This window comes from Pseudomonas sp. SJZ074 (assembly GCF_007828215.1).
Taxonomy (GTDB): Bacteria; Pseudomonadota; Gammaproteobacteria; order Pseudomonadales; family Pseudomonadaceae; genus Aquipseudomonas.
This window is the reverse complement of sequence record NZ_VIUE01000046.1, coordinates 4,208-28,394: the sequence shown is the minus strand read 5'-3', so window position 1 is coordinate 28,394 and position 24,187 is coordinate 4,208. Positions and strand designations below refer to the sequence as shown.

The 24,187-nt window shown below is 64.2% G+C and carries 1 protein-coding gene; it reads right to left on the bottom strand.

The features are described 5' to 3' along the window. A partial coding sequence (locus FBX99_RS27725; RefSeq protein ID WP_145133658.1) for a non-ribosomal peptide synthetase occupies nt 1-24,187 on the bottom strand: 24,187 nt, incomplete at its 3' end.

The following is a 24,187-nucleotide window of genomic DNA, read 5'->3' as shown; positions in this document are numbered from 1 at the left end:
TCGTGACCCGTGCCTCGAACAGGCCATGCAGGGTCAGGCCTTGCGGATAGTCGACGGCCGTCGCATTGAAGGCTTCCAGCAGGTGTTGGCGCTCAGCGTCTTGCAACAGCGGGATCTGCGCCACCAGGGCCTGCTCATCGGCCACCATGGCGCGCAGAATGCATTCGAGGTAACCGAGGTAGCGCTCCATCGTGGCCTGGTCGAACAGCGCCGTGGCGTACTCCAGCGAACCGAACAGGCGCCCATCGATCAGAGCCATGTCCAGCAACACATCGAACTTGGCGGTGCGGCTGGTCACCCCCAGTCCTTGCAGTGACAGCTCGGACAATTCCATCCCGCCGGTTTCATTGTTCTGCCACGACAGCATGGCCTGGAACACCGGGCTGTGGGACAGGCTGCGCAATGGCCGGACCACTTCCACCACCTGTTCGAACGGCAGATCCTGATGCGCCTGGGCGCCCAGGGTCTGGGCCTTGACCCGTTGCAGCAAGGTCTCGACGGTCAGTTCGGACGAAACCTCGACGCGCACCGCCAGGGTGTTGACGAACAAACCGATCAGGTCTTCCACCTCCGCCTGCATGCGGTTCGCCGTCGGAGTACCGATGACGACATCGTCCTGCCCGGACATCCGGCTCAGCAGCGCGGCCCACGCGGCCATCACCGTCATGAACAACGTGGCGCCATGGCGCTGGCTCAGGGCCTTGAGGCCTTCGGTCAACGCTTCGTCGAAGGCGATCCCCACCGCATGACCGGAATGATCCTGCTGGGCCGGCCGTGGCCGGTCCGTCGGCAAGGTCAGCAATGCCGGCGCGCCGGCCAGGGTGTCCTGCCAGTAACGTTCCTGGCGGCTCAACACCTCGCCGGTGAGCCAGCGCCGCTGCCAGATGGCGTAGTCGGCATATTGCACCGGCAAGGCCGGCAGCGGGTCGTCCTGGCCTTGGCTGAATGCCGCGTACAGCACGCCCAGCTCACGGGTCAGGACATCGGCGGACCAGCCGTCCGAGACAATGTGGTGCAGGGTCACCAGCAACGCATGGTCAGCATCGCCCATGCGCACCAGGCGACCACGGGCCAGCGGGCCACGGCTCAGGTCGAAGGCCTGCTGCGCCTCCTCCCCGGCCATGCGCGACAGCTCGGCCTCGGCATCCGGGTGGGCGGACAGGTCATGCCGCTTCAAGGCGAAACCGATGTCGGCCGGAGCAATGCGTTGCTCCACTTCCTGGCCCTGGACAAAGGTCGTGCGCAAGGCTTCGTGACGGGCGACGATGCGATCCAGGGCACGACCCAGGGCGGCGGTGTCCAGGGCACCGCGCAGACGCAGGCCGGTGGGGATGTGATACGCCGCGCTGGCGTTGTCCAGCTGCGCGAGGAACCACAGGCGTTGCTGGGCAAACGACAACGGCAGTGCCTGCTCACGGGACACCGGTACGATGTCCGGCCGGGCGCTGCGTGCCGCTCGGGCCAGCACCTGGGCCAGCGCGCTCAGCTCGGGTTGGGCAAAGACCTCGTTCAGGCTCAGTTCCACCCCCAATTGCTCGCGCACCTGGGCAATCAAGCGCATCACCAGCAACGAATGCCCGCCCAGCTCGAAGAAATGGTCGTGACGCCCCACCACTTCGACGTTGAGCATGCCCTGCCAGATCCGCGCCAGGGCGACTTCCGTGGCGCCTTGCGGCGCTACATGCACGCGACTGGCGAACGCGTCGGCATCCGGCGCCGGCAGTGCCTGGCGGTCGAGCTTGCGGTTCGGCGTCAGCGGCAGTGCGGCCAGGCTGACGAACGCACTTGGCACCATGTACTCGGCCAGCAGCGTCGACAGTTCCGAGCGCAAGGCGGCTGCGCTCAGGGTGACACCGCCCTGCAGCACGACATAGGCCACCAGGCGCTTGTCCCCCGGCGTGTCCTCACGCACGATCACCGCCGCTTCCTTGACCCCGGCGCAGTGGCCGAGCCTGGTTTCGATTTCACCCAGCTCGATACGGAATCCGCGCACCTTGACCTGAAAGTCATTGCGCCCCAGGTATTCGATACGTCCGTCCGGACGATAGCGGGCCAGGTCGCCGGTCTTGTACATGCGGGCGTCGGGCTGGTCACTGAATGGATCGAGGAGGAAGCGTTCGGCATTGATCGCATCGAGGTTCAGGTAACCCCGGGCCACGCCGTCACCACCGATGTAGATCTCTCCGGCCACCCCGAACGGCACCGGCTGACGGTGCCCGTCGAGCAGGTAGATACGGGTGTTGGCCATCGGCGTGCCGATGGTGGCGTTGCCGGCCGCGCCGTCGGCGTCGTAGTGCATGTAGGCGGCGGTGCACGAGACGGTCGCCTCGGTTGGACCATAGGTATTGATCAGTCGGGTATGGGCCGGGCGCACCGCGTCCCACATCTGCAGTTTCTGCATCGACAGGGCGTCACCGGTGACGTTGACCAGGCGCACGTCGCGCAGATGATCGCGGGCCTGTGCCGGCATGCTGTGCCATTCAGCCGCCAGGGAATGCCAATGTGCAGCGGTCAGGTGCACGAAGGTCGGCCGGATCCCGAGGTCCTGCCGCAACTCGACGCTACCGAACAATTGTCGGGTTGGCGCCAGGGTGGCACCGGCGATCAGCGCCGGGAAAATCTCTTCCACCGACAGGTCGAAGTTCAACGTGTTCTGCTGCAGCACCGTGTCGGCCGGCGTCAGTTCGAACAGGCGCGCGGCATCCACGCAGTAATTGACCAGGCCCCGGTGTTCGATCATCACGCCTTTGGGCGCACCGGTCGAACCCGAGGTGTAGATCACGTAGGCCAGGTGGCGCACGCCGAGGGTCGCCACCACCGGGTTGTCTTCACGGCCCGCGGCAATGCCGCTGCGCACCCGTTCGACGTAATCGAGTAGCACCACCGGCGCAGCCAGTGACGGCAGGCGGCCTTGCAGTGCGCGTTGGGTCAGCAGCGCTACCGGGGCACTGTCGGCGATCATGTAGGCCAATCGCTCGGCCGGATACGCCGGATCCAGCGGCACGTAACCGCCGCCGGCCTTGAGTACCGCCAACAGGCCCACCAGCATCTCGGCGCTGCGCTCGACACAAATCGCCACGCGGTCGTCCGGACGGATGCCCAGACCGATCAGGTGATGGGCCAATTGGTTGGCCTGGCGATTGAGTTCGGCGTAGCTCAGGCGCTCGCCTTCGAACACCACGGCAATGGCCTGCGGCCGGGTCGCGACCTGGGCCTCGAAGAGTTGATGGATGGTCTGTTCGCAGGGGTACGGTGCCTGGTTCGCGTTGAGTCCGACCAGCAAATGCTGGCGTTCGGTGTCGTCCACCAGCGCGATCTGCTCGATCAGCGTCTGGTCACTTGCCACCATGGCACGCACCATTCGCTCGAAATAACCGAGGTAACGCTGCACCGTGGCCTCGTCGAACAAGGCCGTGGCGTATTCCAGGGCGCCGAAGATCTGCCCCTGGGCCTCGCCGAGTTCCAGGGACAGGTCGAACTTGGCGATATTGTTCGCCACACCAAGGCTTTCGAGCTTCAGGTCGCCCAGCGCCAGTTCGCTGTTGTCCAGGGTCTGCCAGGACAACATGGCCTGGAACAGCGGGCTGTGGGACAGGCTGCGTACCGGATTGAGCACTTCCACCACCTGTTCGAACGGCAGGTCCTGATGCGCCTGGGCGCCAAGGGTCTGGTTCCTGACCCGCGCAAGCAAGGCCTCGACCGTCGGTGCGCCCGAAACGTCGATACGCACGGCCAGGGTGTTGACGAAGAAGCCAATCAACCCTTCGACTTCCGAACGTGTGCGGTTGGCCACCGGCGAACCGATCACCACGTCGTCCTGCCCGCAAAGGCGACTCAACAACGCCGCCCAAGCCGCCATCAACGTCATGTACAGGGTGACGCCATGACGCTGGCTCAAGGCTTTGAGATGGGCCGTCAGCTCGGCATCGAACGCCAGGGGCAGCGCCGCCCCGCTGTAGTCCTGCTGCGCCGGGCGCGCCCGGTCCGTGGGCAGCATCAACAATGCCGGCGCATCGGCCAGGGTTTGTCGCCAGTAGCTGCTCTGGGCCTGCAACACTTCGCCGCTCAGCCAGCGGCGTTGCCACAGGGCGTAGTCGCCGTATTGCACGGCCAGCGCCGGCAGCGGATCGTCCAGGTCATGCCGGAACGCTTCGTAGAGCGCGACCAGTTCCTTGACCAGCACCCCCATGGACCAGGCATCCGAAACGATGTGGTGCATGGTCACCAGCAGCACATGCTCCTCATCACCCAGGCGGATCAACCGGCCACGGATCAGCGGGCCGTGTTCCAGATCGAAGGCATCGACGGCTTCCCGTGCCGCCAAGGCATGCACTTCGGCTTCGGCATCGATCCGCTCGGAAAAGTCATGCTGCAGCAAGGCAAAACCGCTATCGGCCGCGGCGATACACTGCCGGGGCTCCTCGCCCTGGGCCTGTACGAAAGTCGTGCGCAACGCCTCATGACGGGCAACGATGCGATCCAGCGCCCGTTGCAGGGCGACGCGGTCCAACGTGCCGCGCAGACGCAGGCCGGCCGGCATGTGGTAGGCCGCACTGGCCCCTTCCATCTGCGCCAGGAACCACAGGCGCTGTTGGGCGAACGACAGCGGCAAGGATTCGTCGCGGGAGGCCCTGACGATCTCCGGCAATGTGCTGCGCCCGGCCTCGGACACGGCCTGCGCCAGGTCCATGAGTGCCGGATGGGCGAACAGAGCGGTCAGGCTCAGTTCCACCCCCAGGCGCAAACGGACCTGGGAAATCAACTGCATCGCCAGCAACGAATGACCACCCAGCTCAAAGAACTGGTCGTGACGACCAACCTGTTGCAGGCCCAGCAAGTCCTGCCAGATCTTCGCCAGGACGGTTTCAACTTCACCTTGTGGAGCTTCGTAGCCACGACTGATGACCGAATTCAGGTCCGGCGCCGGCAAGGCCTTGCGGTCGAGTTTGCCGTTGGGAGTCAGCGGCATGGCGTCGAGGTGCACGTAGGCCACCGGGACCATGTATTCCGGCAACTGCGCTTGCAGGTGACTGCGCAGGGTTTCGATGTCCACCGCTTCGGATTGAGTGAAATAAGCCACCAGACGTTTGTCGCCGGGTACGTCCTCGCGGGCCAGCACCACCGCTTCCTTCACGGCGTCGTGCTGGGCCAGCTTGGCTTCGATCTCGCCCAGTTCGATGCGGAAACCACGGATCTTCACCTGGTCGTCATTACGGCCCAGGTATTCGATATTGCCGTCGGGCAGGTAACGGCCGAGGTCGCCGGTCTTGTACATCCGGGCGTTTTTAGTGTTGCTGAATGGGTCGTTAAGGAAACGCTCGGCGGTCAGGTCATCACGATTGAGATAGCCACGGGCGACACCCGCGCCGCCAATGTAGATCTCGCCCGGTACGCCCAGCGGTACCGGTTGCTTATGTTCGTCCAGCAGATAGAACTGGGTGTTGGCGACCGGTTTGCCGATGTGCGCGGCAAACCCGTCTTCCCGGGCCATCGATACCCAACTGGAGTAAGTCGTGGTTTCCGAAGGACCGTAGAGGTTGCACAGGCGCTTGACCGCAGTCTGCTCGAACAACGCTTCCACCAGGCTGCGCTTGAGGGCTTCACCGGCCACGTTAACCGTGTCCACGCCCTCGCCCAGTCCACCGGCTTCCAGCAATGCCTTGAGTGCCGACGGCACAGTGTTGATCAGGGTGATGTCGTGCTCGCCGTGTTGCAGTTCCAGCACATTAGTGACCACTTCGATGCTGCCACCTGACGTCAGCGGCGCGAAGCACTCATAGACCGCCAGGTCGAAGTTCAGCGAAGTCGAGAACAGCGTCTTCGACAAGGTTTGCGCATCGAACGACCGATGCGCCCAGGTCAGGAAGTTCACCGTGTTGCGGTGTTCGATCATCACGCCTTTCGGCAACCCGGTAGAACCGGAGGTGTAGATCACGTAGGCCAGGTGCGCCGAAGTCAGCCCCGGGACCAACGGATTCGGCGCTGTTTCGTCCTGCCAGACACCCCTGTCGAGGTCGATCACCGGGACCGCCGTCTCACCCAACAAGCCTCGCGTGGCCGCCTGCACCAGGATCGCCGCCGGGGCGCTGTCTTCGAGCATGTAGGCAATGCGGTCCGCCGGGTAAGCCGGATCCAGCGGCACGTAACCGCCACCCGCCTTGAGGATCGCCAGCAAGCCTACGACCATGTCGATGCCGCGCTCGACGCAGATCGCCACCCGAGAATCCGGCTGCACACCCTGCTTGCGCAGGTAATGGGCCAACCGGTTGGCGAGCCCATTGAGCTCGCGATAGTTGAGCTGTTGCCGACCATGACGCACCGCCAGCGCATCCGGTGTGCGCCGCACCTGCTCCTCGAACAGCCCATGAATGGTCTGCTCCAGCGGGTATTCGGCCTCGGTGGCGTTGAACGCCACCAGCAATTGCTCGCGTTCGTCGGCAGGTACAATCGACAACTCGCGCAATGGAGCGTCAGGTGCGTGCTCCAGCGCCTGCACCAGGCTCTCCAGCGCCATATGCATGTAGCCGCAGACACGTTGCGCACCCACTTCGACCACCGCCTGGGCCGTCAGCAGGAAACCTTCGCCGAGGTCGTCGACGTTCAGGCACAACGGGTAATTGGTCCGCTCTTCCATGCCCAGGGTATGAATTCCGTGCCAGGCCGAGATGGCCTGCTCGGATGCGGCTTCACCAGCGCTGTGCCGGTAGTTCAACAGCGTGCTGAACAGCGGCAGCGAGGCCGGTACGCCGCTGCAGCGCTGGGCCAATGCCAGGGAAGCGTGTTCATGCCCCAACAATCCGCTCAATCGGGCGTGGGTGGCCTTCACGGCTGTACGGACACCGGTGTGCCCCACACTCACCCGCAGCGGTAAGGTGTTGATGAACATTCCCAGCGCGCGGTCGGCACCGTCGCCGCCCTGCATCCGGCCCATCAGTACGGTGCCGAACACCACTTCCTCACGCCCCGAGACACGCCCGACCACTTGGGCCCAGGCCAGGTGGACCAGGCTCGCCGCACTCACGCCGAGCTGACGGGCCTGCGCCCGCAAGCGCTGGGCCAATGCCGCATCCACGCCTTGTTGCACTTCTTCGATGCCGCTGCCATCGCCTTGCACATTCAGCAGGCCGAACGGCAGCGTCGGTTCGTCGATATCGCCCAGCATGTCGCGGAAGAACGCTTCGTGCTGTTCGCGACTCACGCCCAACCGGGCCTGGGCGACATGGTTGCGGTACGGCACAGCCGGTGCGAGCAGCTCCGCCTGGTCCAGCAGACTGGCCTGCATTTCATGCACCACCACCTCAAGGGCGGTGTGGTCCAGCGCCACGTGATGGAACAGCAGCATGCCGACCCAGCGCTGATTGGCCAGATCCTGGGCATAGGCCAGCCGCATCAACGGTGCCTGGGCAATGTCGAGCCGGTAGTGACGCGGGTCGAAGCGTTCGTGCAACTGCTGCACTGCGTCGCCTGCCGCCGGATCCAGCCCGACTTCTTCAAGGGCCAGCGTCGCATGGCGCCAGACCACTTGCACCGGTGACTCCAGGCCCTGCCAGGCCATGCTGGTGCGCAGGATGTCGTTACGCGACACCACGCTCTGCAAGGCCTGGGCAAAGGCTTGCAGGCGTTCGCGGCTGTCAAAGCCGAACATCACCTGCAACACGTAGGGATCGCCCTGCTCCGCGGCCAGGTGATGGTAGAGAATGCCTTCCTGCAACGGCGCCAGGGCATAGATATCCTGCACGTTGGCAACGCCGCCGGGCACCGTTGCGACGATCCGGTCGATGGCTTCCTGGTCCAGGTCGGCCAGCGGCAGCATGTCCGGGGTGATTCGCGTGCAGCCGTCCGGAATCAGGTTCTCCGGCACCACGACTTCCGTGTGCCCACCCACCGCAGCGGCCAGCGCGGCCAACGTTGGCTGACTGAACAGCACGCGCACATCGGCGCTCAGGTCCATCTGGCGCATGCGCTCGATCAACTTCACCGCCAGCAGCGAGTGGCCGCCCAGTTCGAAGAAGTTGTCGTGGCGCCCCACTTGTTCAAGCTTGAGCAAGTCCTGCCAGATCCGGGCAATGGCGCTTTCTACTTCCCCTTGGGGAGCTTCGTATTCACGGCTGATCACCGCCGACTGATCCGGTGCCGGCAAGGCCTTGCGGTCCAACTTGCCATTGGTGGTCAGCGGGAAGGCTTCGAGCATCACGAAGGCACTCGGCACCATGTAGTCGGCCAGCGAGCCCAGCAACTGCGTGCGCAGCTCGGCAGCCGCTGGCTGCGCGTCTTCCTTGGCGATGACGTAGGCCACCAGGCGCTTGTCCCCCGGCTCGTCTTCGCGAGCGATGACCACCGCCTCGCTGACCCCGTCGCAAGTCGCCAGCGCCGCTTCGATCTCGCCCAGTTCGATACGGAAGCCGCGGATCTTCACCTGGTCATCGTTACGCCCCAGGTATTCGATGCTGCCATCCGCCAACCAGCGACCCAGGTCTCCGGTCTTGTACATGCGGGCGTTCGGCTCATCGCTGAACGGATTTTTCAGGAAACGCTCCGCCGTCAGCTCGTCGCGGTTCAGATAGCCTCGGCTGACGCCCGCGCCACCGACGTACATCTCACCCACCACGCCCACCGGCACCGGCTCGCGCTGGGCATCGAGTACGTACAGTTGCAGGTCGGGAATACGCCCGCCAATCGGGCTGACGCCGACCAACTGCGCATCCGCCGCGCACAGTGCACGGTAGGTCACGTGCACCGTGGTTTCGGTGATGCCGTACATGTTGACCAATTGCGTGCCGGCGTTGATTTCGCGGGCGTACCACGGCTTGAGAATGCCGGTTTCCAACGCCTCGCCGCCGAAAATCACCTGGCGCAGGCTGTGCTTCAGCTCGCTTTCGCCCTGGGCCGCGATCAACTGGCGGAACGCGCTTGGCGTCTGGTTCAACACCTTGACGCCGGCCTGGCACAACAGCGCATAGCATTCCTGCGGCGAGCGGCTGACCAGTTGCGGTACCACCAGCAGGCGACCGCCGTGGGTCAGCGCACCCCAGATTTCCCAGACCGAGAAGTCGAAGGCGAAGGAGTGGAACAGTGCCCAGACGTCCTGCGGGCCGAAGTCGAACCACGGTTGCGTGGCCGAGAACAGCCGCGCGACGTTGCGATGCTCGACCATCACGCCTTTGGGCAAGCCGGTGGAACCGGAGGTGTAGATCACATAAGCCAGATGACTGGAATTCAACCCCGCCACCTGCGGATTACGGACGGATTGCGCCTGCCAATCGCCACCTTCGAGATCGACCACAGGCAACGAAATGTCGGCCAACAAGCGACGTGTCGCGGTCTGTACCAACACGGCCACAGGCGCACTGTCCTGCAACAGGTAGGCGAGACGTTCGGTCGGATAGGCCGGATCCAGCGGCACATAACCCGCGCCCGCCTTGAGGATGCCCAACAGGCCGACGATCATGTCCAGGCCACGCTCGACACAGATCGCCACCCGGTCATCCGGGCGGATGCCCAGGGCCAGCAAATGATGGGCGAGTTGGTTGGCCCGGTTATTGAGCTCACCGTAGGTCAGCGTCCGGCTCTCGAACACCACGGCCACGGCATCAGGTTGTGCCGCCGCACAAGCCTCGAACTGCCCATGGATCAGTGCATTGTCGGCGTAGGCCACATCCGCAGCATTCCAGGTTTCCAGCAACTGCCGACGCTCGGCCGGCGGCAGGATCTGCAACCCGTGCAACGGCGCCAGGGGCGATTGTTCCAGCGCCTGCACCAGATGCTCCAGGACCGTTTGCACATAGTTGCAGATACGTCCGGCGCCTATGGGCTCCTGGGCCATGACCGTCAGGTTGAAGTCTTCGCCCAGGTCATCCACCGACAACGACAGCGGATAGTTGGTCCGCTCTTCGCCGCCCAGAACCTGGATACCTTCCCAGGCCGCGATGGCTTCGCTGGAGGCCGTCTGCGCACCGAGGTGGCGATAGTTCAGCAGCGCGCTGAACAACGGTGCCGGCGCGGTTACGCCACTGCAACGCTGGGCCAGAACCAAAGAGGCATGCTCATGGCCGAGCAACGCGGTCAAGCGTGCATGGGTCGCCTTGACCCCGGCACGTACACCTTGCGCCCCCAGCTCCACACGCAGCGGCAAGGTGTTGATGAACATCCCCAGTGCCCGGTCGGCCCCCTCGCCGCCTTGCATCCGGCCCAGCAACACGGTGCCGAACACGACATCGTCCTTGCCCGAGACACGCCCCAGCACCTGTGCCCAGGCCAGGTGATACAGGCTCGCCGCACTCACCCCGAGTTGACGGGCCTGGGTCCGCAGGCGCCGGCTGAGCGCGCCATCGACCGGCTGGCGGACTTCTTCGATCCCACGTCCGTCGCCCTGCACATCCTGCAGGCCGAACGGCAATGTCGGCTCGGTCACATCGCCCAGCATCTCGCGGAAGAATCCTTCGTGTTCCTCGCGGCTGATGCCCAGCCGCGCCTGGGCCACGTAGTTGCGGTACGGCACCGAGGCTGCCAGCAGATGCTCGCGCCCCATCACATGGGCTTCGATTTCCGCCGTGAGCATGGCCAGGGACGTCGCGTCATCGACCATGTGATGGAACAGCAGCATGCCGACCCAGCGATTGTTCGCCACGTCCTCGGCATAGCCGATACGCATCATCGGCGCCTGGCGGATGTCCAGGCGATAATGCCGTGGGTCCAGGTGCTCGCGCAGTTGTTGCGCGATATCCCCCGCCGCCGGGTCCAGCACGACCTCATCAAGCCCCAACTGCGCCTCGCGCCAGACCACCTGCACCGGCTCGTCCAGCCCTTCCCAGACCACGCCGGTGCGCAGGATATCGTGGCGGGACACCACGCTTTGCAACGCCCTGGCGAAGTCGTCCAACCGGGAGCGGCTGTCGAAAGTGAACTGCACATATTGCAGATAGGGGTCGCCCTGGGCCGCAGCGAGGTGGTGATACAGAATGCCTTCCTGCAACGGCGCGAGGGCGTAGATGTCCTGCACGTTGCCCACACCACCGGGCACTGAGGCGACGACGCGGTCGATACCGTCCTGATCCAGATCGACCAGTGGCAACATGTCCGGAGTGATCCGCGAGCAGTCGACGGGGATGAGGTTGGCCGGCACCACGATTTCGCGCACGCCGCCTACGGCCGCCGCCAATGCAGCCAGCGTCGGCTGGCCGAACAGCACGCGGACGTCGGCAGCCAGGTCGATCTGGCGCATGCGCTCGACCAGCTTCACTGCCAGCAGCGAATGGCCACCCATTTCAAAGAAATGGTCATGACGGCCGACCTGCTCCACCTGCAGCAGCTCTTGCCAGATTCGCGCAATCGCCGTCTCGACCTCGCCTTGGGGCGCCTCGTATTCACGGGTCACCACCGAGGACTGGTCGGGCACCGGCAACGCCTTGCGGTCCAGTTTGCCGTTGGTGGTCAGCGGGAATACCGTCAACATCACGAACGCGCTGGGTACCATGTATTCCGCCAGGGAACCCAACAGCTCAGCGCGCAATTCGGCCGCCGACGGCGGCTCGCCCTCTTCGGCAATCACATAGGCCACCAGGCGCTGGTCACCCGGGATGTCCTGGCGCGCCAGGACCACGGCTTCGCGCACGCCGTTGCAGGCAGCCAGCTTGGCCTCGATCTCACCCAATTCGATACGGAAGCCGCGGATCTTCACCTGGTCATCGTTACGCCCGAGGTATTCGATACTGCCGTCCGCCAGCCAGCGACCGAGGTCACCGGTCTTGTACATGCGGGCGTTCGGCTCATCGCTGAACGGGTTGTCGAGGAAACGCTCGGCGGTCAGCTCATCGCGATTCAGATAACCACGGCTCACACCCGCGCCACCGACGTACATTTCGCCGACCACACCGACCGGCACGGGTTCGCGTTGAGCGTCGAGCACATACAACTGCAAGTCAGGGATACGTTTGCCGATGGGGCTGACACCGGTCAGTTGGGCGTCGGCAGCACACAGCGCACGGTAGGTCACGTGCACGGTGGTTTCGGTGATGCCGTACATGTTCACCAGTTGCGTGCGGGCATTGATTTCACGGGCATACCAGGGTTTGAGGATGCCGGTTTCCAGCGCCTCGCCGCCGAAGATTACCTGCCGCAGGCTGTGCTCCAGGTCGCTCTCGCCCTGGGCCGCGATCAACTGGCGGAAAGCGCTCGGCGTCTGGTTGAGGATAGTCACCCCCGCCTCGCACAGCAGCGCATAGCAGTATTGCGGGGAGCGGCTGACCAGTTGCGGCACCACCAGCAGGCGACCGCCCTGGGTCAATGCACCCCAGATTTCCCAGACCGAGAAGTCGAAGGCGAAGGAATGGAACAGCGCCCACACGTCTTGCGGGCCGAAGTCGAACCACGGCTGGGTGGCCGAGAACAGCCGCGCAACGTTGCGGTGCTCGACCATCACGCCTTTGGGCAAGCCGGTGGAACCGGAGGTGTAGATCACATAGGCCAGGTGACTGGCCTCAAGGCCCGGCACATCCGGGTTATGCCGTGGCTGCTGCTCCATTTCGCCGGCTTCGAGCGGATCGAGCAGCACGGTCGGCACGTTCAATGGCGGCAGGGTTTCACGCCATTCCCGCTGGGTCACCAGCGCTACCGGGCTGCTGTCGTGCAACATGTAGGCGATGCGTTCCGCAGGATAGGCCGGGTCCAGCGGCACATAGCCCGCCCCCGCCTTGAGGATGCCCAACAGGCCGACGATCATGTCCAGGCCGCGCTCGACACAGATCGCCACCCGGTCGTCCGGGCGAATCCCCTCGGCCAACAGGCTGTGGGCCAACTGGTTGGCGCGAGCATTGAGCTGGCCATAAGTCAGCGTCTGCTCTTCATGGATCACCGCCACGGCGTCAGGCTGGGCCATGGCCCAGGCTTCGAACTGACGATGGATCAGGGCGTCTGCGGTATATTCGGCGTCCCGGGTGTTCCAGGTTTCCAGCAATTGCCGGCGTTCGGCTGGCGGCAGGACCGTCAACGCGTGCAGCGCAGTGTGCGGCGCTTGCTCCAGGGCGGTGACCAGACTATCCAGTGCCATCTGCATGTAGCCACAGATGCGTGCGGCACCGATCGAGGTGTCGACCAGGGCCGTGAGGGAGAAGCCTTCCCCCAGGTCGTCGACGTTGAGGGTCAGTGGGTAGTTGGTGCGTTCGTCACCATTGAGCGCCTCGATCCCATTCCAGGCCGAGAGGCCATCCTGGGTCACCTCGGCGGCGCTATGACGGTAGTTGAGCAAGGCGCTGAACAGCGGCGTCGGTGCCGCCACGCCACTGCAACGCTGGGCGAGCGCCAGGGAGGCATGTTCATGGCCCAGCAGTTCCGTCAGTCGGGCGTGGGTCGCCTTGACTCCGGTACGAACATCCTGGGCGCCCACGTCCACGCGCAACGGCAAGGTGTTGATGAACATTCCCAGCGCCCGGTCGGCCCCTTCGCCGCCCTGCATCCGGCCCAGCAATACCGTGCCGAACACCACTTCCTGGCTGCCGGACACTTTGCCCAGCACCTGTGCCCAGGCCAGGTGCACCAAGCTGGCGGCACTGACGCCCAATTGCCGGGCCTGGGCCCGCAAACGCCTGGACAGCGCAAGATCCACCGGCTCGCGGATCTCATCGATGCCATGGCCGTCCCCCTGCACATCCTGCAAGCCGAAGGGCAGTGTCGGCTCGTCGATATCGCCCAGCATGTCGCGGAAGAACGCCTCGTGCTCCGCCTCGCTCGCCCCCAGTCGGGCCTGGGCCACATAGTTGCGATAAGGCATCGCTTCGCCCAATCGCTCGCCTTGCCCCAGCAGGTGCAGCTGCATTTCATGCTGCATCACATCCAGCGCGGTATGGTCCAGCGCCATGTGGTGGAACAGCAGGATCGCCAGCCAACGGTCATGGGCCTCATCCTGGGCGTAGATCAACTGCAGCATCGGCGCACGGCGCAAGTCCAGACGGTAGTGGCGTGCATCGAAGCGGCTCGCCAGTTGCGTGGCGACATCACCGGCCGTGGCATCGGCTTCGAAGCGCTGCGGCTCCAGCAGAACCTTGCGCCAGACCATCTGCAGCGGTTCGTCCAGGCCTTCCCAGGCCACACTGGTGCGCAGGATGTCATGGCGGTCGATCACCACCTGCAGCGCTTCGACGAACGCCTCGAAGCGCTGGAAGCTGTCGAAGGCGAACTGCGACTGCAGCACATAGGGGTCGCCCTGCTCGGCGGCCAGATGATGATAGAGGATGCCTTCCTGTAGCGGCGCCAGCGGGTAGATGTCCTGCACGTTCCGGGCACCGCCCGGTACCGTCGATACCAGGCGATCGATCGCGTCCTGGGTCAGGTTGACCAGCGGCAGCAGCTCGGGCGTGATGTGCTCGCACTCGGAGGGGATACGGTTTTCCGGCACGCTGATTTCCTTGCCACTGCCGATGGCAGCGGCCAGTGCCGCCAGGGTCGGCTGGCTGAACAGCACACGCACGTCGGCGCTCAGGCCCGCTTGACGCATGCGTTCGATCAGGGTCACCGCCAACAGCGAATGACCGCCCAGTTCGAAGAAGTGGTCATGACGCCCCACCTGCTCGACCTTGAGCACCTCGGCCCAGAGCCTGGCCAGGGTCTGTTCCACTTCGCCTTGTGGAGCTTCGTATTCACGGCTGGCATACGCCTCGGCGTCCGGAGCCGGCAGTGCACGGCGGTCCAGCTTGCCATTGGCGGTCAGCGGGAACGACGGCAATACGACGAAGGCACTGGGCACCATGTACTCGGCCAGCGTGCTCGCCAGTTGGCTACGCAGCGCGTGCACCGATAACGTGACACCCTCTTCAGGGATGACATAACCCACCAGGCGTTTAGGTCCGTTGTCGTCCTGCCGCGCCAGCACCACAGCGTCTTTCACGCCGGCGCACTGGCCCAAGCGGGCTTCGATCTCGCCCAGTTCGATGCGGAAACCACGGATCTTCACCTGGTCGTCGTTACGCCCCAGGTAATCCACGGCTCCGTCAGCACGCCAGCGTGCCAGGTCGCCGGTGCGATAGAGCAAGGCCGCCGGATCGGCGCTGAACGGGTCGGCGACGAACTTCTCGGCGGTCAGCTCGGGGCGATTCAGATACCCTTTCGCCACACCATCGCCACCGATGTACAACTCGCCCGCTACACCCACCGGCACCGGCTGCTGGTTCGCATCCAGCACATAGACGCGGGTGTTGCCGATCGGATGCCCAATCGGGATACCGCCCTCGCCCACGCCCTTGATTTCGTAAGTGGTGGTGAAGGTCGTGGCTTCGGTCGGGCCATAACCGTTGAGCAGATGCTGCGGCGCGCCGTCTTTCAGCACCCGCGCGATCACCGCCGGATCCAGCACGTCGCCACCCACGATCAGGTAACGCAGTTGCTTGAACACCGGCAGCAGGCCGTCGGCGTACTGATGGAACAGCCCTGCGGTCATCCACAGCACGCTGACCGACTGCTCGGTCAACAGCGCGGCAAAATGTTCCCGGGACAGCAACACATCCTGCTCGACCACCACCACACACCCGCCGTTGAGCAGAGGCGCCCAAACGTCCAGGGTGCTGGCATCGAAAGCCGGGTTCGAGGCGAACGCCACTCGGTCTTGCTGGTTGAAGTCGGCGTAGCCGTTGTTGATCACCAAACGGTTGATCGCCCGATGCGGCACCAGCACGCCCTTCGGCATCCCGGTGGAGCCGGAGGTGTACATGATGTAAGCGACGGATTCGGCGCTCTGCATCAGGTTCAGGTCGTCAGAGGTTTCTTCCAGCACCACGGTGTCCAGGTCCACCCGCGTCATCTCTTGCGGTGTGGTCGTAGCGCTCAGGGTCAGCAGGATTCGCGCGCCGCTGTCCTGCACCATGAATTCCTGGCGTTCCAGGGGCGCGTGGATGTCCAGCGGCACATAGACGGCAGCACACTTGAGCACCGCCAGTTGGCTGACCAGCAGATCGATCGAACGCTCCAGCAGGATCGCCACGCGCTCGCCCGGCTTGATGCCAAGATCGATCAGGTGACGGGCCAGGCGATTGGCCCGGCCGTTCAATTCAGCGTAGGCCAGGCTCTGCCCGTTGTGCACGACCGCCGGTGCCTCGGGGCTGACCTGGACCTGTGCTTCGAACAACCCATGGACGGTCCTGTCCCGTGGAAAGCTGCGAGTGGTCGCGTTGAAATCCACCAGCAATTGCCGACGTTCGGCCGGTGGCAGGATCGACAAGCTGTCCAGGCACGTCTGCGGGGCCTGCTCCAAGGCCTTCACCAAGTGCTCCAGCGCAATGTTCATATAGGCGCAGACCCGCTGTGCGCCGATCTGCGGCACGGCCAGCGCGGTCAGCAGGAAGTCTTCACCCAGGTCATCCACCGACAGGGTCAGTGGGTAGTTGGTGCGCTCTTCGTTGCTCAGGATCTCGATACCATCCCAAGCGGCCAGGGCGTCGTTCGACGTGACCGCAGCGGTGCTATGCCGGTAGTTGAGCAAGGCACTGAACAACGGCATCGGCGCGACTACGCCACTGCAGCGCTGGGCCAGCGCCAGAGAGGCGTGCTCATGGCCGAGCAGACCGGTCAATCGAGCGTGGGCCGCCTTCACGCCGCTGCGTACATCCCGCGTGCCCACGTCCACCCGCAGCGGCAAGGTGTTGATGAACATGCCCAGCGCACGTTCGGCACCGTCACCGCCCTGCATCCGGCCCATCAACACGGTGCCGAACACCACGTCCTGTTTGCCGGACACCCGGCCCAGCACCTGGGCCCAGGCCAGATGGTGCAGGCTCGCCGCGCTCACGCCCAACTCACGGGCCTGGGCCCGCAGGCGACGGCTCAGGTCGCCGGACAGCGGCAAGCCGGCCTCTTCGATATCGCTGCCGTCGCCGCGAACATCCTGCACGCCGAACGGCAGGGTCGGCTCGTCGACGTCACCGAGCATGTCGCGGAAGAACGCTTCATGCTCCTCGCGACTGACGCCCCGGCGAGCCTGGGCCACGTAGTTGCGGAACGGCACCGCCTCGCCCAACTGGTCGGCCTGGCCCAGCAGGTGGGCCTGCATCTCGTGGCGCACCAGTTCCAGCGCCGTGTGGTCGAGGGCCATGTGGTGGAACAGCAGGATCGCCACCCAGCGCTGGTTGGGCTGGTCTTCTGCGAACGCAATGCGCATCAGCGGCGCCTGTTGCATATCGAGGCGGTAATGCAGCGTGTCGAATCGCTCGCGCAACTGCCCGGCGATATCCCCGGCACCCGCCGCCAGCACCACCTCTTCCACCGCCAGTTGCGCCTTGCGCCAGACCACCTGCACCGGCTCATCCAGGCCCTCCCAGACCACCGAGGTGCGCAGAATGTCATGACGGTCGATGACACCCTGCAGTGCATGGGCAAAGGCGTCCAGCCGCTCGGGATCGGCAACGGTGAACGTGGCTTGCAACACGTAGGGATCGCCCGACGGCGCGGCGATATGGTGGTAGAGAATGCCCTCTTGCAACGGCGCCAACGGGTAGATGTCCTGCACGTTGCGCGCGCCGCCCGGCACCGTGTCCACAATGCGGTCGATGGCGTGCTGGTCCAGTTCCACCAGGGGCAGCATCGGCGGCGTGATTCGCGTGCAACCGAGCAGGATGCCGTTGTCCGGTACCTGGATTTCGCTGCCGCTACCCACCGCTGCCGCCAGCGCCATCAAGGTCGGCTGGCCGAACAGCACGCGCACGTCGGCGCTCAAACCGACCTGACGCATCCGCCCGATCAGGCTGACGGCCAGCAGCGAGTGGCCGCCGAGTTCGAAGAAGTGATCATGACGACCGACACGTTCGACCTTGAGCAGGTCCTGCCAGATCTGCGCCAGGGTGGTTTCAACTTCGCCTTGCGGGGCTTCGTAGCCACGGGTAATCAGTGCATCGTGTTCCGGGGCCGGCAAGGCCTTGCGGTCGAGTTTGCCGTTGGGAGTCAGGGGCAGTGCGTCGAGGTGTACGTAGGCCACGGGGACCATGTAGGCCGGCAACTGTGCTTGCAGGTGGCTGCGCAGGGTTTCGATGTCCACCTCTTCGGATTGGGTGAAATAAGCCACCAGACGTTTATCGCCAGGCACGTCCTCACGGGCGAGCACCACCGCTTCCTTCACGGCGTCGTGCTGGGCCAGCTTGGCTTCGATCTCGCCCAGTTCAATACGGAAACCACGGATCTTCACCTGGTCGTCGTTACGGCCCAGGTATTCGATATTGCCGTCCGCCAGGTAGCGGCCGAGGTCGCCGGTCTTGTACATCCGGGCGTTCGGTTCACGGCTGAACGGATCCTTGAGGAAGCGTTCGGCAGTGAGGTCATCACGGTTCAGGTAACCCCGCGCGACACCGGCACCACCGATGTAGATTTCCCCTGGGACGCCCAGCGGTACGGGCTGTTTGTGTTCATCCAGCAGGTAGAACTGGGTGTTGGCGACCGGCTTACCGATGTGCGCGGCAAAACCGTCCTCACGGACCATGGACACCCAACTCGAATAGGTCGTGGTTTCCGAAGGACCATAGAGGTTGCACAGGCGCTTGACCGAAGTCTGCTCGAACAACGCCTCCACCAGACTGCGCTTGAGCGCTTCACCGGCCACGTTCACCGTGTCCACGCCCTCGCCCAGACCACCGGATTCCAGCAACGCCTTGAGCGCCGACGGCACAGTGTTGATCAAGGTGATGTCGTGCTCGCCCTGTTGCAGTTCAAGCACATTAGTGACCACCTCGATGCTGCCGCCACTAGTCAACGGTGCAAAGCACTCATAGACCGCCAGGTCGAAGTTCAGCGAGGTCGAGAACAGGGTTTTCGACAGCGTTTGAGCGTCGAACGAACGATGCGCCCAGGTCAGGAAATTCACCGTGTTGCGGTGCTCGATCATCACGCCTTTCGGCAACCCGGTGGAGCCGGAGGTGTAGATCACATAGGCCAGATGCGACGAGGTCAGCTCAGGCACCTGCGGATTCGAGACGGACTCGTCCTGCCACAGCCCGCTACCCAAATCAATCACAGGCATCGAAGCATCGGCCAACAAACCAACCGTCGCCGTCTGGGCCAGGACCACCGCCGGCGCGCTGTCTTCCAGCATGTAGGCAATCCGATCCGCCGGATAGGCCGGATCCAGCGGCACGTAACCGCCGCCCGCCTTGAGGATCGCCAGCAACCCGACCACCATGTCGAGGCCACGCTCGACGCAGATTGCCACCCGCGAATCCGGCCTCACACCCTGCCCGCGCAGGTAGTGCGCCAACTGGTTGGCCCGCTCGTTCAACTCGGCATAGCTCAGGCGCTGATCGCCATGCAGCACTGCCAGCGCATCCGGCGTACGCTGCACCTGTTCCTCGAACAACCCATGGACGGTCTGCTCCAGCGGATATTCAGCGTCGGTGGCGTTGAACGTCACCAGCAACTGCTCGCGCTCCGCTTCAGGCAGGATCGGCAAGCGATACAAGGCGGCCTGGGGCGTCTGCTCCAGCGCCTCCACCAGTTTTTCCAGGGCCGTGTGCATGTACCCGCAGACCCGCTGCGCGCCAATCTGCGCTGCCACCAGCACCGTCAGGCTGAAACCGTTGCCCAGGTCGTCGACGTTCAAGGTCAGCGGGTAGTTGGTGCGCTCTTCGCCATTCAGGGCATGGATACCCTGCCATGCGTCCGTCGCCTGCGCCGAAACCGAGCCCGTGGCGCTGTGTCGATAGTTGAGCAAAGCGCTGAACAGCGGCAACGGTGCCGCTACGCCACTGCAGCGCTGGGCCAACGCCAGGGAGGCATGCTCATGGCCCAACAGCGAAGTCAACCGGGCATGGACGGCCTTGACGCCCGCCCGCACACCCTGCTGCCCCACTTGAACCCGCAATGGCAGGGTGTTGATGAACATCCCCAGGGCACGCTCGGTATCGGCGCCGCCCTGCATCCGCCCCATCAGCACTGTGCCGAATACCACATCCTGCTTACCGGACACCTTGCCCAGCACCTGGGCCCAGGCCAGGTGCACCAGGCTGGCGACGCTGACGCCCAACTGACGGGCCTGGGCCCGCAGACGCAAGTCCAGGGAAGCCTCCACCGACTGTCCGGCCTCTTCAATGCCGTGGCCACCGCCCTGCACATCCTGCAGGCCGAACGGCAATGTCGGTTCATCGACATCGCCGAGCATCTCACGGAAAAACACCTCGTGTTCTTCCCGGCTCATGCCCAGGCGTGCCTGGGCCACATAATTACGATAGGGCACGGCGTCAGCCAGTTGCCCGGCGTCGCCCATCAGGTGCGCCTGCATCTCGTACTGCACCACTTCCAGCGCCGTGTGGTCGAGCGCCATGTGATGGAACAGCAGCGTCGCGACCAATCGATGATTGGCGGCATCCTGTCCATAGGCCAGGCGCATCAGGGGTGCCTGGCTGACATCCAGGCGATGGTGTCGTGGGTCGAAGCGCTGTTGCAGCTGTGCCACGGCATCACCGGCGGCCGGATCGAGGTCGACCGCTTCAACGTGCAGCTTCGCCTCGCGCCAGACCACTTGCACCGGCGACTCCAAGCCTTCCCAGACCACGCTGGTGCGCAGGATGTCGTGACGATCGATCACCCCCTGCAACGCCTCGACGAACGCATCGAGCCGTTCGCGGTGATCGAAGGCAAACTGCGACTGCAAGACATACAGATCGCCCTGTTCAGCCGAAAGGTGGTGGAAGAAGATGCCTTCCTGCAGCGGCGCCAGCGGATAGATATCCTGCACATTGGCCGCGCCACCCGGCACCGTGTCCACAATGCGGTCGATGGTTTGCTGGTCCAGTTCCACCAGGGGCAGCATCGACGGCGTGATCCCCGTGCAGCCCGGTTGGATGCCGTTGTCCGGTACCTGGATTTCGCTGCCGCTACCCACCGCTGCCGCCAGCGCCATCAAGGTCGGCTGGCCGAACAGCACGCGCACGTCGGCGCTCAAACCGACCTGACGCATCCGCCCGATCAGGCTGACAGCCAGCAACGAGTGGCCACCGAGTTCGAAGAAGTGATCGTGACGACCGACGCGCTCGATCTTGAGCAGGTCTTGCCAGATCTGCGCCAGGGTGGTTTCAACTTCGCCTTGCGGGGCTTCGTAACCACGGCAGATGACCGAATCCAGATCCGGCGCCGGCAGGACTTTGCGGTCGAGTTTGCCGTTGGGAGTCAGCGGCAGTGCGTCGAGGTGCACGTAGGCCACCGGGACCATGTAGGCCGGCAGTTGCGCTTGCAGGTAACTGCGCAGGGTTTCGATGTCCACCGCTTCGGATTGGGTGAAATAAGCCACCAGGCGTTTGTCGCCGGGTACGTCTTCGCGGGCCAGTACCACCGCTTCTTTTACCGATTCATGCCGGGCAAGCCGGGCTTCGATCTCGCCCAGCTCGATGCGGAAACCGCGAATCTTCACTTGATCGTCGTTGCGGCCCAGGTATTCGATATTGCCGTCCGGCAGGTAGCGGCCGAGGTCGCCGGTCTTGTACATCCGGGCGTTGGGCGTGGCGCTGAACGGATCCTTGAGGAAGCGCTCGGCGGTCAGGTCATCGCGGTTCAGGTAACCCCGCGCGACACCGGCACCACCGATGTAGATTTCCCCTGGCACGCCCAGCGGTACGGGCTGTTTATGCTCATCCAATAGGTAGAACTGGGTGTTCGCCACCGGTTTGCCGATGTGGGCGGCAAAGCCGTCCTCGCGGGCCATGGAGACCCAACTGGAGTAAGTCGTGGTTTCCGAAGGACCGTAGAGGTTGCAAAGACGCTTGACTGAGGTTTGCTCGAACAGCGCCTCCACCAGGCTGCGCTTCAAAGCTTCACCGGCCACGTTCACCGTGTCCACGCCCTCGCCCAGACCACCGGATTCCAGCAACGCCTTGAGCGCCGACGGCACGGTGTTGATCAGGCTGATGTCGTGCTCGCCCTGTTGCAGTTCCAGCACATTAGTGACCACCTCGATGCTGCCGCCGCTGGTCAACGGTGCAAAGCACTCATAGACCGCCAGGTCGAAGTTCAACGAGGTCGAGAACAGGGTTTTCGACAAGGTGTTCGAGTCAAACGAACGATGGGCCCAAGTGAGGAAGTTCACCGTGTTGCGATGCTCGATCATCACGCCCTTAGGCAGCCCGGTGGAACCTGACGTGTAGATCACGTAGGCCAGATGCGCCGAAGTCAGCTCGGCAACCTGTGGATTCGAGACGGATTCATCCTGCCAGAGCCCGCTGCCGAGATCGATCACTGGCATCGAAGCATCGGCCAACAAACCAATCGTCGCCGCCTGAGCCAGCACCACAGCCGGCGCACTGTCCTCCAGCATGTAGGCAATCCGGTCTGCCGGATAGGCCGGATCCAGTGGCACGTAACCACCGCCCGCCTTGAGGATCGCCAGCAATCCGACCACCATGTCGAGCCCACGCTCGACACAGATCGCCACCCGAGAGTCCGGCCTCACACCCTGCCCGCGCAGGTAGTGCGCCAACTGGTTGGCCCGCTCGTTCAGTTCGCCATAGTTCAGACGCTGATCGCCATGCAGCACTGCCAGCGCATCCGGCGTACGCTGCACCTGTTCCTCGAACAACCCGTGAATGGTCTGATCCAGCGGATACTCAGCGTCGGTGGCGTTGAACGCCACCAGCAGTTGCTCACGTTCCGCTTCCGGCAGAATCGACAGATCGGCCAGCAACGACTCAGGTGCATACTCCAACGCTTGCGCCAGACTCGCCAGCGCCGCGTCCATATAAGCACAGATCCGCGGCGCGCCAATCCCGCTCACCGCCTGGACGGTGAGGCTGAAATCTTCGCCAAGATCGTCCACCGAGAGCATCAGCGGGTAGTTGGTCCGCTCTTCGCCACCGAGCACCTGGATACCGTCCCAGGCAGACACCGCGTCGGTCGAAGTCGCCGTGCCGGTGTGGCGGTAGTTGAGCAAGGCACTGAACAGCGGCGCGGGTGCGACCACACCGCTGCAACGCTGGGCCAAGGCCAGGGAGGCGTGCTCGTGGCCGAGCAACGCGGTCAAGCGTGCATGGGTCGCCTTGACCCCGGCGCGCACACCTTGCGCACCTACCTCCACCCGCAACGGCAGGGTGTTGATGAACATACCCAGCGCGCGGTCGGCGCCCTCGCCGCCCTGCATCCGGCCCATCAACACGGTGCCGAACACCACATCATCGCGTCCCGACACGCGTCCCAACACCTGGGCCCAGGCCAGGTGGACCAGGCTCGCGGCACTCACGCCGAGCTGACGCGCCTGGCTCCTCAAGCCCTGGCTCAGGCTGCTGGCGAGCGTCAGTGTTGCCTCCTCAATGCCCGCGCTTGCGCCCTGCACCTCTTGCAGGCCGAATGGCAGGGTCGGCTCATCGACATCGCCCAGCATCTCGCGGAAGAACCCTTCATGGGCTTCAGCACCTATGCCCAGGCGCACTTGCGCCACGTAGTTGCGAAAAGGTACCGGCTCGGGCAATGCATCGGCCCGGCCGAGCAGGAATGCCTGCATCTCATGCTGCACCAACTCCAGGGCTGCATGGTCCAGCGCCATGTGGTGGAACAACAGGATCGCCACCCAGCGGCTGTTAGCCCGATCTTCAGCAAAGACCAGACGCATCAACGGCGCCCGGCCCAGGTCCAGACGGTGGTGCCGGGTATCGAAACGCTGGTGCAGTTGCCGCTCGATATCGCCCTCGGCCGGATCGAGCACCAGCTCCTCCAGCGCCAGAGTGGCTTCGCGCCAGACCACTTGCATGGGCTCTTCCAACCCCTCCCACACCACCGAAGTGCGCAAGATGTCGTGGCGATCGATCACGCCTTGCAAGGCTTGGAGAAAATCATCCAGCCGGGCCCGCTGGTCCGCTCCGAACAAGGTCTGCAACACATAGGGATCGCCCTGCTCTGCGGCAAGGTGGTGGTAGAAAATGCCTTCCTGCAAGGGCGCCAGCGGGTAGATGTCCTGAACATTGCCGGCGCCACCGGGCACGCCGTCGACGATCCGGTCGATCTGCTCCTGAGTCAGACTGGCCAGCGGCAACATGTCCGGTGTGATGCGGAACGCCGGACTCAACCAGTTGCCACCGTTTCGCTCCACCAGGGCGAGCAGTTCATGCTTATGGAAGGCCAGACTGTCCCATACCGTGCTCTCCAGCCCTTCGTCATCGCCCTCGATCACAAGGTTTTCGCCATCCTGCTGGAGACGAATCGGGTGCTTGGAAAGCGCTGCCATCAGTTCGCTGAATTGCAT